Genomic DNA, 15,689 nt, shown 5'->3' with positions numbered 1-15,689 from the left:
AAATGGTCGTCATATCAAAAATCCTGTTTTTCTTTAGTCATCATGGTTTTTATTCCGTATTGATATTTATTTTATTTTTCGGAGTTTTATCTATCATCACTCGGAAAGCATGGCTACTCATATTTATCATTCCCTTATCCATAGGTAATGGCTTTGCCGGGCAGTATCTTAACGCTTGGTTTCTTAATAAGTACGGTGTTGAAAGCACGGCAATCATCACTTCAGATGTTGAAACCAACTCAACTTTGAACGACCAATACATTCATGATTACGAAGCCATTGTAAAAAAACAGGATGGCAAATATGTTGAAACTTTTTTTTCAACGATGTCTGCGGCGATTTATCCTTTAGAAAATGCAATCAGAATTCCGGTTCCCGACAAAGAATTTCCTGTAAAATTCATTCCTGGATATGAGAAAAATATCGTTATTCTTTTTCAACAATCTGAGGAAGGTAAGAGTTTGATAATGTACGAATTACAACGCCCAATTAATTCTGCAAGAATAAAATACGAAGCCGACAGAACCAATATAAAATTTATAAAAGATTATATTCTTGCATTAGAAGATTATGTAAAAGTGTATGATGATGTACAATTTAAATCAAAAATCACCGAGCTGAAACAAGAATTACAACTTCTGGAAAAATAAATTTTCTTTTTTTGAATTTTTTGTTTTTATAATAAAAAAATTTCTACATTTGTCCCATGATTATTTTTAACAACAAAAATTGGTGGTGGCACTCAAACTCTTCGTCGGGTCTGATGCTATTGTCGTGTTGTTAAATTACAGCTTGAATTCTATAGAAAAATATACAGAGACTTTGACGATTGCGTTAAAGTCTTTTTTTTGTTCCATATTTAAAAATTTATAAAAATGTTTAGCAATACAATCAATATAAAAACCACCTCAAAAAAAACATTAGGAGACCTTCAAACTCCAATGAATATTTATCTTCAAATAAGAGATAAATTTCGCGATACCATTTTGCTTGAAAGCTCAGATGCAAAAAACATCGACAACAATTTTTCTTTCATTGCGGTAAACGCCATTGCAGGAATTGAAATAAAAAATCTTCATGAATATGAAATCAAATTCCCCAATGAAAATCCTGAGAAAAAATCGTTAGAAAACATAGAAGTTACGCAATTGCTGAACGATTTTTCTAAAGTTTTTGTTTGTGAAAAAACTAATGACAAAATAGAAGAAACCGCCCAAAGTCTTTTTGGATACACAAGTTTTGAAGCCGTTCCGCTTTTTGAAAAGATTAGTTTTAAACCTCAAAGCAAAGAAGTTGAAATCCCTATTCTTCGTTACAGACTATATCAATATGTGATTGCCATCAATCATTTTAATGATGAAATGCATCTTATAGAAAATCAAATCGACGGAGTAAAATCTGAAATGCTGTTGTTACAGGATTTAATTAAAAATAAAAACGCACTCGTTTATCCATTCGAAAAAGATGGTTACGAAACCTCAAATCTTACTGATGAAGAATATTTGGAGCTCGTAGACAAAGCCCAAAAACATTGTAAAAGAGGGGATGTGTTTCAATTGGTTTTGAGCAGAAGGTTTGAGCAGAAATTTAAAGGCGACGAATTTAATGTGTATCGTGCTTTGAGAAATATCAATCCATCGCCTTATCTATTCTTTTTCGATTACGGAAACTATAAACTATTTGGCTCAAGCCCTGAAAGTCAACTGATTATTAAAAACAACAAAGCCATCATCCACCCTATTGCAGGAACTTTTAAAAGAAGCGGCGATTTTGAAATCGATTTACAATCTGCAGAAGCCTTAAAAAAAGACCCGAAAGAAAACGCAGAACATACGATGTTGGTAGATTTAGCCCGAAACGACTTAGGAAAAAAAGGAAAAAATGTGACTGTAACTAAGTTAAAAGAAATTCAGCTTTTCTCTCACGTTATTCACATGGTAAGTGAAGTTACTGCTGAGTTGGAAGAGAATACCAATCCTTTTGACATTGTTTCTGATACTTTCCCACAGGGAACTTTAAGTGGAGCACCAAAATACAAAGCCCTTCAACTTATTAATGAATACGAAAAAGATTCGCGCGGTTATTACGGCGGTTGTATCGGAATGATTGGTTTAAATGGTGATTGCAATCAGGCAATTATGATTCGAACATTTTTAAGCAAGAACAACACATTATTTTATCAGGCAGGAGCTGGTTTGGTTGCGAAATCAATTCTACAAAATGAGCTAGAAGAAGTAAATAATAAACTAAATGCATTGAAAAAAGCGGTTGAAAAAGCGGAGAGATTAGTTTAAGTCTTTTATGGCGACAAATTCCGTCTGTAGTTTATCCTGAGCTTGTCGAAGTGGCTCCCAATCTTTTTGTCATTGCGAACAAAGTGAAACAATCTTTAAAATTTTTCAGCAATCGCAATAACAAAAAGGATTTCCGCTCAAGCCGGGTCGCAATTTTGCCAGAACTTGAAAATTGAGGTGAGAAATATCAAAAAACAGATAATAATGAGTCCTGAAAGGGCGATTTAACATAGAATTGGATAAAATCCAATTAAAAAATATAGAAAAAATGACAAATATAAACCCATCAACTAAAACCCTCGTATTTGACAACTACGACAGCTTTACCTACAACCTTGTTCAAATGATTGAGCAAATTCTGAATCAAAAAGTTGATGTTTACCGAAATGATGAGATTTCGTTAGAAGAAATCGAAAAATATGATAAAATCATTCTTTCTCCAGGACCAGGAATTCCCGAAGAAGCAGGAATTTTACTGGATGTAATTAAAAAATATGCTCCAACAAAAAGTATTTTGGGAGTTTGCCTTGGTCAACAGGCAATTGCGGAAGCTTTTGGCGGAAGTTTAATCAATCTCACAGAGATTTTTCATGGTGTAGCAACAGAAGCAATTCAAATTAGCGAGCATAAAATTTTCAATGATTTGCTTCCAACTTTGGAAGTTGGGAGATATCACAGTTGGGCAGTAAATCCAGAAAATTTCCCTGAAGAATTGGAAATTACCAGTACAGACAGCAAAGGAATGATTATGAGCTTGAAACATAAAACATTTGATGTTCACGGCGTTCAATACCATCCTGAAAGTATTTTAACTCCCGATGGAAAAACCATTATTAGAAATTTTTTAATTGGTTAATAGATTTTAGTTGATAGTTGATAGAAAATTATTCTAAAAACACTTTAAAACTAACAACCAATCACTAACAAGCAGCAACCATTTACTATTATGAAAGAAATATTAGAATACCTCTTCAATCATCACACTTTGTCAAAATCGCAGGCAAAAGCTATTATGATTGAGATTGCTCAAAATAAATTTAACGCTACTGAAGTCACTTCCTTTATCAGTATTTTTCTAATGCGGAATATTACCTTGGAAGAATTGAAAGGTTTCAGAGAAGCACTTCTTCAAATGGCAGTTCCAGTTAATTTGAATGCCAATGATAGCATCGACATTGTGGGAACCGGTGGCGATGGGAAAAACACCATCAACATTTCTACTCTGGCAAGTTTTGTTGTTGCAGGAACCGGACAAAAAGTAACCAAACATGGAAACTATGGCGCATCAACGGTTACGGGTTCATCCAATGTTTTAGAAGCTTTAGGTTATCAATTCAAAAAAACATCAGACGAGCTTAATCAGGATTTAGAAAAAGCAAATATCTGTTTTCTTCACGCTCCTTATTTTCATCCGGCTTTACAATCCGTTGGAGCTTTGCGAAAATCTTTAGGCTTGCGAACTTTTTTTAATTTACTGGGTCCTTTGGTAAATCCTGCAAAACCGCAGTTTTCTGTTATTGGAGTTTACAATCTTGAGATTGCAAGAATATATCAATATTTGCTTCAGAAAGAAAATCAGGATTTTGTTTTAGTTCACGGAATGGATGGATACGACGAAATCAGCCTTACTCAAGACAGTAAGATCATTACAAAAAGCGGTGAAAATATTTATTCCGCAGAAGATTTAGGTTTTAAACCTGTTGATGCTGAAAACATCGAAGCTGGAAAAACTATTGAAGAAACGGCAAAAATTTTCAAAAATATCTTAGAAGGAAACGGTACAGATTCTCAAAATGTTGTGGTTTTAGTCAATGCAGTGGTTGCTTTGTATCACACCCAAAAATTTGGAACTTATGAGGATTGTTTGACTTTAGCAAAAGAAAGTTTGTTTGAAGGAAAAGCGTTGAATAGTTTGCAGTTATTAGTTGATGGTTGATAGTTTTTTTCCATACTACAAAATCCATCAACTAACAACCATTAACCATCAACCTAACAAAATGAACATTTTAGACAAAATCATAGAAAGAAAAAAACAGGAAATAGAATATTCAAAATCTAAAGTTTCTGTGGAACAGCTTAAAGATTCAGAGTTTTTTGGAAGAAAAACTTTTTCTCTGAAAGAATCTTTAGAATCAAAATCAGGAATTATTGCTGAGTTTAAAAGGCAATCGCCTTCAAAAGGCATTATTAATAATCAAATTTCGCCTTTAGAAGTGGCTTCTGATTATGAAAAATTTGGAGCAAGCGGAATTTCCATTCTTACTGATAAAGATTTTTTCGGCGGGAGTTTTGATGATATTTTGAGTGTAAGAAATCATATCCAAATTCCGATTCTGCGAAAAGATTTTATGGTAGACGACTATCAGTTTTATGAAGCAAAAGCAATCGGTGCAGATGTAATTTTGTTGATTGCCGCTTGTCTTTCGACAACTCAGGTTCAGGAATTTACAGAACTTTCTCATAAATTAGGATTAGAAGTTTTATTGGAAATTCATACTGAAGAAGAACTTCAACACATTAATAAAAACATTGATTTTGTAGGCATCAACAACAGAAATTTAAAAGATTTCAAAGTTGATTTACAACATTCTGTCAATCTAAAAAATCAGCTTCCTGAAAATATTTTATCTGTTGCAGAAAGTGGAATTTATAATGAAGAAGACTTTAAATATTTAAAAGAAAAAGGATTCAACGGTTTTTTAATGGGCGAATATTTTATGAAAAATAAAAACCCCGGAAACAAATTTTCTGAATTTGTTTCTAATGTAAAAATATAACAGTTTACCAATTTAGCAATGAGTGAAAGCCGACAACCATCAACAGAAAATCCTCAACCAAAACTCAAAGTTTGCGGACTGACTCAACTTGATCAAATTCGTGAATTAGTGGCATTAAAAATTGATTTTATCGGTTTTATTTTCTACGAAAAATCACCGAGATATGTTTTGAATCATTTAAGACTAGATGAAATATCAGAAATAAATCATCAAGGAAAAGTTGGGGTTTTCGTCAATGAGAATATAGATAAGATAATAGAGTTTGCCGAAAAAGCAGATTTAGATTTTATTCAGCTTCACGGCGATGAAAGTGATGATTTTATTTTGGAATTGAGAAAAAAATTAAAACCTGAAGTTGGAATTATAAAAGTGATACGAATCGGCTCTGATTTTGCCATTCCGACGAAGGAGGAATCTCTTGAAAGATTCTTCACTTCACTTCGTTCCATTCAGAATGACATTGTGTATATTCTTTTCGACACCGATTCTAACGCATTTGGCGGAACAGGAAAAACGTTTGACTGGAATATTCTCAACGAAATAAAAATTCTATTTCCCTATTTTTTAAGCGGCGGAATTTCTTGGGAAAACTTCCATCAACTAAAAACCATCAACCAACAACCATTTGCTTTAGACATCAATTCAAAATTTGAAATAGAGCCTGGAATTAAAGATTTAGAAAAAATAAAAGAATTTTTATCATTAACAAAATATTAAATATCATATTAATTCGTCAGTTTAAACAATCTTATATTATAAATAAAAATGCCATCTTTTGCTCCGAGAAATGAACCCAGAAAGAAAAAAGAAGAATTAGAATTGAAAAAGTTAATTCTAAAAAATGCTATTTTGAATGGTTTGACTCTTGAAATTATATCTAAAAAAGCTGAGATTTATAAAACAGCAATAGTTTCATACAATAAAGCAATTTTACATGTAATCAAAGACTATGAATGGAAAAACAAAACGCATAGTTTTAATAAAGAAAAAGCAACTCGAGAGATTGAAATTTGGCAAAATAAAAAAGTAGAAACTATAATTACTGAAATCAAAAATCAATTATAGAAAAGTATATAATGGTAGTTTAATAAAATCTTATGACACAAAAAATATAAAACATGAAAAACCATCAATACAAATCAAAAATAAAATGGACGGGAAACACCGGTGAATCTACAAAAAACTATCGTTCGTATGAAAGAAGTTATACCATATCCGTGGATGGAAAAGCTGAAATAAAAGGTTCTTCAGACCCTGCATTTTTAGGGGATCCAGACCTTCATAATCCTGAAGATTTGTTGTTGGCTTCCGTTTCTTCATGTCATCTTTTGTGGTATTTGCATTTTTGTTCAGTCAATAATATTCTTGTTTTAGAATATTTAGATATTGCAGAAGGAACAATGATAGAAAGCGAAAACGGCAGTGGAAAGTTCACAGAAATTATCCTTAAACCCAAAATTTTGGTTGCCAAAAAAGAAATGGTCGAAAAAGCAATCGAACTTCATCAAAAAGCAAATGAATATTGCTTTATTGCCAATTCATTAAATTTTGAAGTAAAACATCAACCTGAAATCAATTACAAAAATGATTAAAACAAATTATAAAAATCCAGACGAACAAGGCTATTACGGAGAATTTGGAGGTGCTTTTGTCCCCGAAATGCTCTATCCGAATGTAGAAGAACTGCAAAAAAATTATCTTGAAATCATAGGATCAGAAGATTTTCAAAATGAATATCAGGACTTGTTGAAAAACTATGTAGGTCGCGCCACTCCGTTATATTTAGCGAAAAATTTAAGCGAAAAATATAAAACTCAGATTTATTTAAAAAGAGAAGACCTTAACCATACTGGAGCACATAAAATCAATAATGCTTTGGGGCAGGTTTTATTGGCAAAACGTTTGGGGAAACATCGAATCATCGCTGAAACAGGAGCCGGACAACACGGAGTTGCAACTGCTACAGCTTGTGCACTTCTTGGTTTGGAATGTATTGTTTACATGGGCGAAATCGACATTGCAAGACAGGCTCCGAATGTTGCGAGAATGAAAATGCTTGGAGCAACCGTCGTTCCTGCAACTTCAGGTTCAAAAACGTTGAAAGATGCCGTAAATGAAGCGTTAAGAGACTGGATCAACAACTCGACAACCACTCATTACGTTATCGGAAGTGTGGTTGGTCCGCATCCTTTTCCCGATTTGGTGGCGAGATTTCAATCCGTGATTTCAAAAGAAATTAAAGAACAGCTTAACGAACAAATTGGTCGCTCAACTCCTGATTATGTCATCGCTTGTGTTGGTGGCGGAAGCAATGCTGCAGGAACTTTTTATCATTTTGTAGAGGAAGAAAACGTAAAAATTATTGCTGCAGAAGCCGGAGGTTTTGGAGTCGATTCAGGAAAGTCTGCTGCGACCACTTTTCTGGGAACTTTAGGCGTTTTACATGGAAGTAAAAGCTTGGTGATGCAAACCAAAGACGGACAGGTCATTGAACCACATTCTATTTCTGCAGGTCTAGATTACCCCGGAATTGGGCCTTTTCATGCGCATTTGTTTAAAGAAAACCGAGCAGAATTTTTCAGCATTAACGATGATGAAGCTTTGCAATCCGCTTTTGATTTAACCAAATTAGAAGGAATTATTCCTGCTTTGGAAAGCGCTCATGCTTTAGCCGTTTTAGATAAAAAGAAATTTAACGAAAACGACATTGTCGTTATTTGTTTGAGCGGTCGTGGTGATAAGGATATGGAAACGTATTTGAAAATGCTGGAAGATGGAAGTCAGAAGACGGAAGTTTAATTCAGTAAAAAACTTCTCGGAGACTGTAAAATTTTTATCTCGCAGATTTTACAGATTACGCAGATAAAATAAATCTGCAAAATTTGCTCAATCTGCGAGAAAATAATAAATATATAGATTAATAAAAAAATGAACGATAATAACACCCAACCTCCTGCTTCCAACCCCCAACCTAAACTCCTCAACATCTACTTCACAGCAGGAATTCCGCAACTGGAAGATACCGCTGAAATTATAAAACTAATTCAAGATTCAGAAGCTGATATGATGGAGATCGGGATGCCTTATTCCGACCCTGTTGCCGATGGTCCTGTCATTCAAAAAGCGCACGAACTGGCTTTGAATAATGGAATGACAATTTCAACTTTACTTTCTCAACTGAGATCTATTAAAGAGGAAATTAAAATTCCAATTATATTAATGGGATACATCAATCCGGTCTTAAGTTTCGGGTTTGAAAATTTTTGCAGAGAATGTTCTGAAAGTGGAGTTTCAGGTTTAATTATTCCTGATTTACCGCCGATTGAATTTGAAAAAAATTACCAGCAAATTTTAGAAAAATACAATTTAAATTTTACGTTTTTGGTAACTCCAGAAACTTCAGATGAAAGAATTTTGTACCTCGATTCTTTAAGTTCAGGGTTTTTATATGCAGTAAGTTCTTCATCCACAACAGGAAATGAGAATGCTGTTTTAAGAAATGAAAACTATCTTTCAAGATTGGCTTCTCTCCCACTCAAAAATCCTGTAATGATAGGTTTTGGAATTAGATCTAAAGAAGATTTTGAAAATGTTACCCAAAAAGCAGACGGCGGGATCATCGGTACCGCTTTCGTCAACATCCTTCTGCAAAATAGAGATTGGAAGACCAAAGCCATAGATTTCATCCATTCCATAAGAGCGTAAAAATCACTAAATTTGTTTCATCAAATTAAAGAATGAATACACATCAGAATAAAGTCGTAGAATTTGAAGATTTAGGCATCAAAGAATATCAACCTTCTTGGGATTATCAGGAAAAACTGATGAAAGATATTATTGATATTAAAGTAAAAAACAGGGATCTCCCTGCCGAACAACATCTTACCACGCCCAATCATTTTCTTTTGGTAGAGCATCCTCACGTTTATACACTCGGTAAAAGCGGTCATGAAGAAAATATGCTTGCCGGGATCGATAAACTGAAAGAAATAGATGCCACTTTTGTAAAAGTTAATCGTGGCGGTGACATTACCTATCATGGTTATGGACAAATCGTGGGTTATCCGGTTTTAGATCTTGAAAATTTCTTCACAGACATTCACAAATACATGAGGAATCTTGAAGAGGTCATCATCAGAACTATTGCCGAATACGGATTGAAAGGCGAACGTTCTCCCGGAGAAACCGGAGTTTGGCTGGATGTGGGGAAACCTTACGCCAGAAAGATCTGTGCGATGGGTGTAAAAGCTTCACGTTGGGTTACTCTTCATGGTTTTGCCTTAAACATCAATACCGATATGCGTTATTTTGAATACATCATTCCTTGCGGTATTAAAGATAAACAAGTAGCTTCTCTGAAAAGAGAATTGGAAAGAGAGCTTACTTCCGAGGAAATGGAAGATATTAAAGCGAAAATCAGAAAGCATTTTGCGGATGTCTTTGAGGCGGAATTGGTAATGAAGGCTTGATGAAGATATTTTAATAATATGAAATCTGTTTCTTTTTGGGAGCAGATTTTTTTTGTCATTATGGTTTGAAATAAAATTGGTCTATAATTGATTATTTGGTTATTTTTAGAAGAATAATATTTGAATTAATGAAATCAACTTTTACACTTCTTTTATTAGTGGCTTTAACTCTCAATTTAGGATGCATCCAAACGAACACTGTTCCTATAAAGATAAAACTAAATCTTGAAAAGGAATATACTAAATCAATAAGCAAAAATGATTTTTGGGTTAAAAATCAAATAGAAGAACAAAGTTTAGATGTAAAAACAGATTCTATAATTGAACATTACTATGACATAACGATTGACATTGAAAATGTCGGGGAAAAAGATTTGTATATATGGATGATGAGCTGTTCCTGGTACAACAACTTTAAAATTAACAATAATTACATTTATTTTTATAATCCTAAAGGAGGATGTGACAGTAATATCCCCGAACTTAAAAAAATCGAATCAAAATCGAAGATAACAATTAATGGGACTTTTCGTAAAAACATAAAATTTGACTACCCCGAGAAAAATAGTATATATGGCAAACAAGTAGAGCTTACTAAAATTGGATTAATTATTATAGATGATATGCACAAACCTGACCAGAATAAGTTTTTAGACTATTTTCTCTATATGGAAGATAAAAGCAAGCAAAAATTAATTTGGAGCAATGGTATAAATTTATTAGAAAATAACTAAAATCAAAGAATTTAATCAAGTATTAATCTCTTTAAACTATCTTAAAAGAGATTGTTCGTTAAAATCCCAACATTATAGATTTCCCCCTCTAGTGCGAGCATCTCGCTAGTATAATCACCAAAAGCACGATTCTTACAACAGCAAAGAAAATAGCAAATATAAAACCTCGCTCCGGTGAGGTTTTCTCATAAAAACCACAACACCTATTCTTTTCTATCTGAAAAAAATCTATATTTGTTACACTAACAAACTAAACACAAATGACTTATGGCATCAACCACAGAAACAGGTCATGCAAAAAACATTGCAAACTTTCAGACCTTGATTGAATTTTTAATGGGCTACGGCTCATCCTATAATCCCTCAAAAACCAGCTTGCAGCTACCAGCAATCATTGCTTTGAAAGATTCTGCCGAAATTGCTCTCGTAGATGTTTTATCTAATAATACCATTTACAACAGAAAGGTAAGCGAAAGGCAGGAAGCTTTCAGCGGTATCAAAACGCTGGCAACAAGATTCATCAATGCAATACAGGCTTCAAATGCATCTGAAGGCAGTATTAAAGAAGCAAAATTCCACAATAGAAGATTACAAGGCAAAAGGGCATCTCCTCCAAAGAATCCCTTCAGTCCCGAAACAATTCCCGCTACCATTTCTGTAAGCCAGCAATCTTATGACCAGCTCATTCAGCATTTATCAGCGCTTAAAATGGTCTTAGCAAACGAGCCCAATTATCAGCCCAATGAGCCGGAATTGCTTGTAGACACACTTGCCTCAACCATCACAGATCTACAAAATAAAAATTTGGAGGTAATAAGAGCGTATGCTAATGTCAACAATGCAAGAATCATTAGAAACAAACTTTTATACGGTGACGAAATTGGAATTTGCGAGATCGCTTCAGACATCAAAAAATACATCAAGGCGATATTCGGAGCTACCAGTCCGGAGTTTGCACAGATAAAAGGTATAGAATTTTCTAAAATTAAAAATTAAAACCCTCACCATTATTTCTCATTAAGAACATACACTCCTAAAAACAGAATCCTCTTTTAAAGCAAGAGGATTTTTCGTATCCGAAATAGAAATAAAACTCCTTCAGAAAGAATTTAAATGACTTGAAAAAGAATTATCCTAACTTAAAAAAGAAATAAGCAAACTCAGAAAAGAATTTTACCAACTTGGAAAAGACATATTATTGTCCAAAAAAGAATTATATCAATTCAAATTAGAAAAGGAGCAACTTAAAGCATTCTAAAATTTAGAAATTTAATTTTTTATGAATTTCCATAACTAGTAATAGCTTAGCTTTTAATGATGTATTTGTCATTCCGCAGGAATCTAAAAAGACTGAAAACAAAGCAATTTAATTTCCTACGGAATAACAAAATAATTTCTGATTTTAGACTTATTAATAAAAACGGACATTCATTATTTTCTGAATGCTTGCCCACAATTTCTCATATTTTATAACTTCTTGTATTTCTTTGCTAAGTTTACGCCTTTGTATAACTTTAAAACGGTAAAAGTTTTAATATTCTTTGTTTGTCTTTGCGTTAAATTATACATCATTAGTAAAAACGGACATTCATTATTTTCTGAATGCTCACCCACAATTTCTCATACTTTATAACTTCTTGTATTTCTTTTCTAAGTTTACGCCTTTGTATAACTTTAAAACGGTCAAAATTTTAATATTCTCTGTTTGCCTTTGCGTTAAATTATAGATTATTGACCTGATTTTGATTAATAATTTATTTTAAAATTGATGATTATAAATTGTTTAAGTTCAAATCAATAGAGTCGGGCTTTAGCCCGGCTAAAAAGTAACAAGAAAAACTGGCTTTAGCCAAAATATATCATAATTTTGGCTAAAGCCAATAATGAAAATTAATTGTATAAATGGGCTAAAGCCCATTCCTATTGATATTTTGTTAAAATATAAGAATCGAGCTCAGGTTTTATTAATAAAAACGGATAAACATAATTTTTAAAACTTCTTAATAGCAAAAATGCTTTAAAATATTCACAAACAGAAGATCCTTTCAAAAAATTGAAAGGATTTTCTGTTGATACAATATGAATTAAACTAAGTGTGCTCTATTTTATTGAACAATAATTTTAAAATTGCTATTCAATTCCTCTCCTGAAACGTTCAGAATATAATTTCCTGATACTTTTTTCCCGGCAATATTTAGATTAAATACTCCGTTTTCTTTAGCATTTAATTTCTCTTTAACGATCACTTTTCCTGTCATATCTAAAATGGTAGCAGTTAAACTAGATCTTTTATATTCAGGAAGCTTAATGAAGATCTGGTCTTTTACAGGATTCGGATATACCGTTCCCACATTTTTACTGATACTGAATTCCGCATTTCTCAACACCGCCTGACTGTATAAAGCTGATATTTCCGTTGGAGATAATGCATAATTGTACATTTTAAGTTCATCAAATGCACCTTTGTAAGGAGCCGGAGCATTGGCGGTCGATGAAAATTCAAGTTCACCAATATTTCCGATGATCAGATCACTTGCTTCACCAATTCCTGTAACTGCAGTTTCATCACCTTCAGCACTTAAAACACCATTGGTGTAAATTCTCATTTTATGCGCCGTAATATCTCTCTGTATCACAACGTGCACCCAGTTGTTGGTAAAATAATTGGCAATTGGCGAAGTGATTTCTTTCTTCGTAACATCATCATCAATTGCATATCGCAACTGACCGCCTTTTATTTCTACATTAAAACGTTTTCCGGTAGCTCCTGTTGTTGTATTTTTGGTAAACGAACCTTTACATAACACATAAAGACTGGTTGCCGAAGACGATGGGATCATGCTTGTCGGAGCCTTCATCCAATAAGAAACCGTGAAAGAATTCGTATTAAATAAGATCTGATCCTGATGCGGAATACTTGCTATGTACGGCGTATTGGGTGAAGTTGCCAGATCTAGTGCATAATTTTCTTTTCCGGGAATTCTTACGCTTGCATTATCATAAGCCACGTTTAATGTTCCGTGATTTGCATAAGAAGTTAGATCTGCAATCTGTTCACCCGACAAAGGAGCTTCTGAAAATGGCCAGTTTCCAACCAAGCTCGGCGTCAATGCCCGGAAACTCCAAACATCGCCTGTTACAGAACCCAATGCATTAGACGAATCTATTCTCCAATAATAATTGGTTGCTGTATTTAAATTACTTAACTGATACGATGGCGCAGCAGAATAAGGAATTGTGGCTACATTATTTAAATTTTGTGGATCTGTTCCAAAATAAACGGTGTATGTAGTGGTGTTTGTACTTCCTGTCCATTTTAAAAGTAAATTTCCATTGTTTAATTGGACATCATTAAAACCATTTGCAGGATTCGGAGTAGTGGCTTTTGTAGGAGCTGACGGAACAGGCGGTGTAGTGACAGAAGTGTTTGAAGTATACACTGAAGATTCTGTTGCATTCACCGCTTTCACTCTGTAATAATATTGAGTGTTTGGCGTTAAACCCGTTTCATTATAAGTTGTTGTATTTGCGGGCAACGTTGCAATCACTGTAAAAGCAGTTCCGTTAGTAGAACGTTCCAATACATAATTGGTTTCATTGGTTGCGTTATCGTTCCAGTTAACCGTTAATGAGCTTGTAGCCGGAGTTCCTGTAGTTACTGGATTAGTAAAATTTAAATTGGATGGCGGAATAATAAAATCCGGAGCAGCGGTGTTGTGTAAACCGTTAATATAAACTTCGATATTCAGATACGGAGCGTGTGTTGTGCTCACTGCCAAAGCATCAAAAACATTTGGATTTAGTCCGTTTGCAGTTTCCCACGCATCAGGCATTCCGTCATTATCGGTGTCTAAAGGAGCCGGAGCGCCATAAACGTGCCCTGCTCCACCATTGGTAAAACCAAATTGTGTGGTAAGATCGCTTTGCACATAAACATAAGTTGCGGTTGTACCTTTTGACATCAGATCTGATATCATCAACTGATCTACCTGGTCACGTCTCGGATAAGATGCTCCTACTTTTGAAACAATATTATCAAAAGCCCCTTGTGCAGTCAAGGTCGGATTTTTCATCGGATAATCATACGAAGTTGCCTGAATGGCGTTGATATCTCCAACAGGATATCCTGTTAAATTCTGAGGAACCAAAGTCCCGTCCAGAACTCCATTTTTATTATTATCAAAATAATTTCCGGAACCATATAGATTGAAGTTGGCATTTCCTACGCTGAAAGGTGTAGAAACGGTAGAACTTGTATTGGGACCTCCGATAAAGTAATTGTTGATGATGTTTGCATAAGAAGCTCCCGCAGAATCTCCGCCCATAATATAGGCTTCTCCTGATTGAGTGTGTCCGTAAGTATTTCCATAATTACCCCAATTGTACACTACATTGTTGACAAATTCATTGATGCCTTTTATTTTATTATTTCGGGTTTTATTACAGATATATAAATTCCCGATCAAGCTGATCTTTCCACCTGGAGGAGGCTGCATTAAACCACCTGCAGAATGATTATGACGATGTAATCCCTGTCCAATAATAGAATTTTGAATGGTTATATTATCGGGAGCAGTACCGTTATTATCCCAGTTAACAGAAAAAACCTCATCGGTACCCCATGTAAAGGTCATGTGATCTAAAATAATATTGGCTCCATTCGCAATTCCTGATGCATCCTGATTTTGGGAAGTTCCTCCATAACGAACCCTAAAATATCGGGCAATCGTATTATTTGACCCTGAAAATGAAACTCTCGGTCCTAAAAATAAAATTCCTTCTCCGGGAGCAGTTTGTCCGGCAATCGTGGTATTGCTTGCTACAGCAACCACGGATTGTAAATTAACAATTCCACCTACTTTAAAGATGACAAAACGACCTGGCTGGCTCACCGCATCACGGAAAGAGCCTACACCGCTATCATTTAGATTGGTCACCAAATAAATTTGAGGATTTGCTGCTCCTCTTGCTCCGGTAGTAAATCTACCAAAACCAGTAGCTTCCGGAAATGCCAGCGTTTGGGCATCTAAATCTGCCATGGATAAAGTCAGTCCACACAACAACAAAGATTTTAGAGCTTGCTTAATGAGTAAAGTTTTCTTGTTCATTTAATATTAATTTTGTGTTAACCAAGCTAATCACAAACGTAAATATGAGCATCCTGCCCCATCCTGTGGATGTATTATAAATCAATTAATTAACTCAAAATTTTAGAATTGTCTCCTATTAATAAGACAAAATAATACATAAAAGCTTTATAACAGCTACAAAGGCACAACTTGGAAATTCTATCCATAAAAGAAATAATTCTTTGAATTACGAAAAGTATTACTCAATCCAAACAACTATGTAGAGAATAATGAAAATTTAAACTAATATTTAAATTATTCATAACTTTTTGTTGTATAAATTATT

At 34.0% G+C, this 15,689-nt stretch carries 14 protein-coding genes; 13 read left to right on the top strand and 1 reads right to left on the bottom strand.

Annotated elements, in window-relative coordinates:
- The first annotated feature begins 2 nt into the window (after positions 1-2).
- From FDY99_RS18980 to FDY99_RS18920, 13 genes are all read left to right on the top strand, one after another.
- The gene (locus FDY99_RS18980; RefSeq protein WP_139423292.1) at positions 3-650 is read left to right on the top strand and encodes a hypothetical protein; all 648 of its coding nucleotides are present in this window, start codon (positions 3-5) and stop codon (positions 648-650) included.
- A gap of 225 nt (positions 651-875) precedes the next feature.
- The gene (locus FDY99_RS18975; protein WP_139423291.1) at positions 876-2,294 is read left to right on the top strand and encodes an anthranilate synthase component I family protein; all 1,419 of its coding nucleotides are present in this window, start codon (positions 876-878) and stop codon (positions 2,292-2,294) included.
- 268 nt (positions 2,295-2,562) lie between these two features.
- Positions 2,563-3,150, top strand: coding sequence for an anthranilate synthase component II (locus tag FDY99_RS18970; protein ID WP_139423290.1), 588 nt, complete (start codon positions 2,563-2,565; stop codon positions 3,148-3,150).
- A 90-nt stretch (positions 3,151-3,240) separates the two neighbouring features.
- Positions 3,241-4,230: an anthranilate phosphoribosyltransferase gene (gene trpD, locus FDY99_RS18965; RefSeq protein WP_139423289.1), complete on the top strand. Its 990-nt coding sequence runs from the start codon at positions 3,241-3,243 to the stop codon at positions 4,228-4,230.
- Positions 4,231-4,291: 61 nt separating this feature from the next.
- Positions 4,292-5,071: an indole-3-glycerol phosphate synthase TrpC gene (gene trpC / locus FDY99_RS18960; RefSeq protein ID WP_139423288.1), complete on the top strand. Its 780-nt coding sequence runs from the start codon at positions 4,292-4,294 to the stop codon at positions 5,069-5,071.
- An 18-nt stretch (positions 5,072-5,089) separates the two neighbouring features.
- Positions 5,090-5,788 carry a phosphoribosylanthranilate isomerase gene (locus FDY99_RS18955; protein ID WP_139423287.1) on the top strand — a complete coding sequence of 233 codons (699 nt, stop codon included), beginning with the start codon at positions 5,090-5,092 and terminating at the stop codon, positions 5,786-5,788.
- A 48-nt stretch (positions 5,789-5,836) separates the two neighbouring features.
- Positions 5,837-6,136: a hypothetical protein gene (locus FDY99_RS18950; RefSeq protein WP_139423286.1), complete on the top strand. Its 300-nt coding sequence runs from the start codon at positions 5,837-5,839 to the stop codon at positions 6,134-6,136.
- A 53-nt stretch (positions 6,137-6,189) separates the two neighbouring features.
- The gene (locus FDY99_RS18945) at positions 6,190-6,663 is read left to right on the top strand and encodes an OsmC family protein (RefSeq protein ID WP_139423285.1); all 474 of its coding nucleotides are present in this window, start codon (positions 6,190-6,192) and stop codon (positions 6,661-6,663) included.
- Positions 6,656-7,870, top strand: coding sequence for a tryptophan synthase subunit beta (gene trpB, locus FDY99_RS18940; protein WP_139423284.1), 1,215 nt, complete (start codon positions 6,656-6,658; stop codon positions 7,868-7,870). The genes FDY99_RS18945 and trpB overlap by 8 nt, the downstream gene beginning before the upstream one ends.
- A gap of 129 nt (positions 7,871-7,999) precedes the next feature.
- Positions 8,000-8,776, top strand: coding sequence for a tryptophan synthase subunit alpha (gene trpA, locus FDY99_RS18935; RefSeq protein WP_139423283.1), 777 nt, complete (start codon positions 8,000-8,002; stop codon positions 8,774-8,776).
- A 32-nt stretch (positions 8,777-8,808) separates the two neighbouring features.
- Complete coding sequence (lipB, locus tag FDY99_RS18930; RefSeq protein ID WP_139423282.1) at positions 8,809-9,540, top strand: lipoyl(octanoyl) transferase LipB; 732 nt, start codon at positions 8,809-8,811, stop codon at positions 9,538-9,540.
- Positions 9,541-9,668: 128 nt separating this feature from the next.
- The gene (locus tag FDY99_RS18925) at positions 9,669-10,274 is read left to right on the top strand and encodes a hypothetical protein (protein WP_139423281.1); all 606 of its coding nucleotides are present in this window, start codon (positions 9,669-9,671) and stop codon (positions 10,272-10,274) included.
- A gap of 267 nt (positions 10,275-10,541) precedes the next feature.
- A complete protein-coding gene (locus FDY99_RS18920; protein WP_139423280.1) occupies positions 10,542-11,270 on the top strand; it encodes a hypothetical protein in 729 nt (242 codons plus the stop codon).
- Between the two features lie 1,109 nt (positions 11,271-12,379).
- On the opposite strand, the gene FDY99_RS18915 is transcribed toward FDY99_RS18920, so the two are convergent.
- On the bottom strand, positions 12,380-15,382 hold the full coding sequence (locus FDY99_RS18915) for a LamG-like jellyroll fold domain-containing protein (protein WP_139423279.1): 3,003 nt from the start codon (positions 15,380-15,382) through the stop codon (positions 12,380-12,382).
- Between the last annotated feature and the right edge of the window lie 307 nt (positions 15,383-15,689).

This window comes from Chryseobacterium mulctrae, assembly GCF_006175945.1.
Lineage (GTDB): Bacteria > Bacteroidota > Bacteroidia > Flavobacteriales > Weeksellaceae > Chryseobacterium > Chryseobacterium mulctrae.
Note: the sequence above shows the minus strand (reverse complement) of the source record. Positions and strands in the feature narration are given on the sequence as shown.

Bases quoted from the DNA above. Each gene is read 5' to 3' on its own strand.
- lipB (WP_139423282.1), top strand. From the start codon at position 8,809: ATGAATACACATCAGAATAAAGTCGTAGAATTTGAAGATTTAGGCATC.
- FDY99_RS18980 (WP_139423292.1), top strand. From the start codon at position 3: ATGGTCGTCATATCAAAAATCCTGTTTTTCTTTAGTCATCATGGTTTT.
- FDY99_RS18970 (WP_139423290.1), top strand. From the start codon at position 2,563: ATGACAAATATAAACCCATCAACTAAAACCCTCGTATTTGACAACTAC.
- FDY99_RS18955 (WP_139423287.1), top strand. From the start codon at position 5,090: ATGAGTGAAAGCCGACAACCATCAACAGAAAATCCTCAACCAAAACTC.
- FDY99_RS18975 (WP_139423291.1), top strand. From the start codon at position 876: ATGTTTAGCAATACAATCAATATAAAAACCACCTCAAAAAAAACATTA.
- trpD (WP_139423289.1), top strand. From the start codon at position 3,241: ATGAAAGAAATATTAGAATACCTCTTCAATCATCACACTTTGTCAAAA.
- trpB (WP_139423284.1), top strand. From the start codon at position 6,656: ATGATTAAAACAAATTATAAAAATCCAGACGAACAAGGCTATTACGGA.
- FDY99_RS18950 (WP_139423286.1), top strand. From the start codon at position 5,837: ATGCCATCTTTTGCTCCGAGAAATGAACCCAGAAAGAAAAAAGAAGAA.
- trpA (WP_139423283.1), top strand. From the start codon at position 8,000: ATGAACGATAATAACACCCAACCTCCTGCTTCCAACCCCCAACCTAAA.
- FDY99_RS18920 (WP_139423280.1), top strand. From the start codon at position 10,542: ATGGCATCAACCACAGAAACAGGTCATGCAAAAAACATTGCAAACTTT.
- trpC (WP_139423288.1), top strand. From the start codon at position 4,292: ATGAACATTTTAGACAAAATCATAGAAAGAAAAAAACAGGAAATAGAA.
- FDY99_RS18945 (WP_139423285.1), top strand. From the start codon at position 6,190: ATGAAAAACCATCAATACAAATCAAAAATAAAATGGACGGGAAACACC.
- FDY99_RS18915 (WP_139423279.1), bottom strand. From the start codon at position 15,382: ATGAACAAGAAAACTTTACTCATTAAGCAAGCTCTAAAATCTTTGTTG.
- FDY99_RS18925 (WP_139423281.1), top strand. From the start codon at position 9,669: ATGAAATCAACTTTTACACTTCTTTTATTAGTGGCTTTAACTCTCAAT.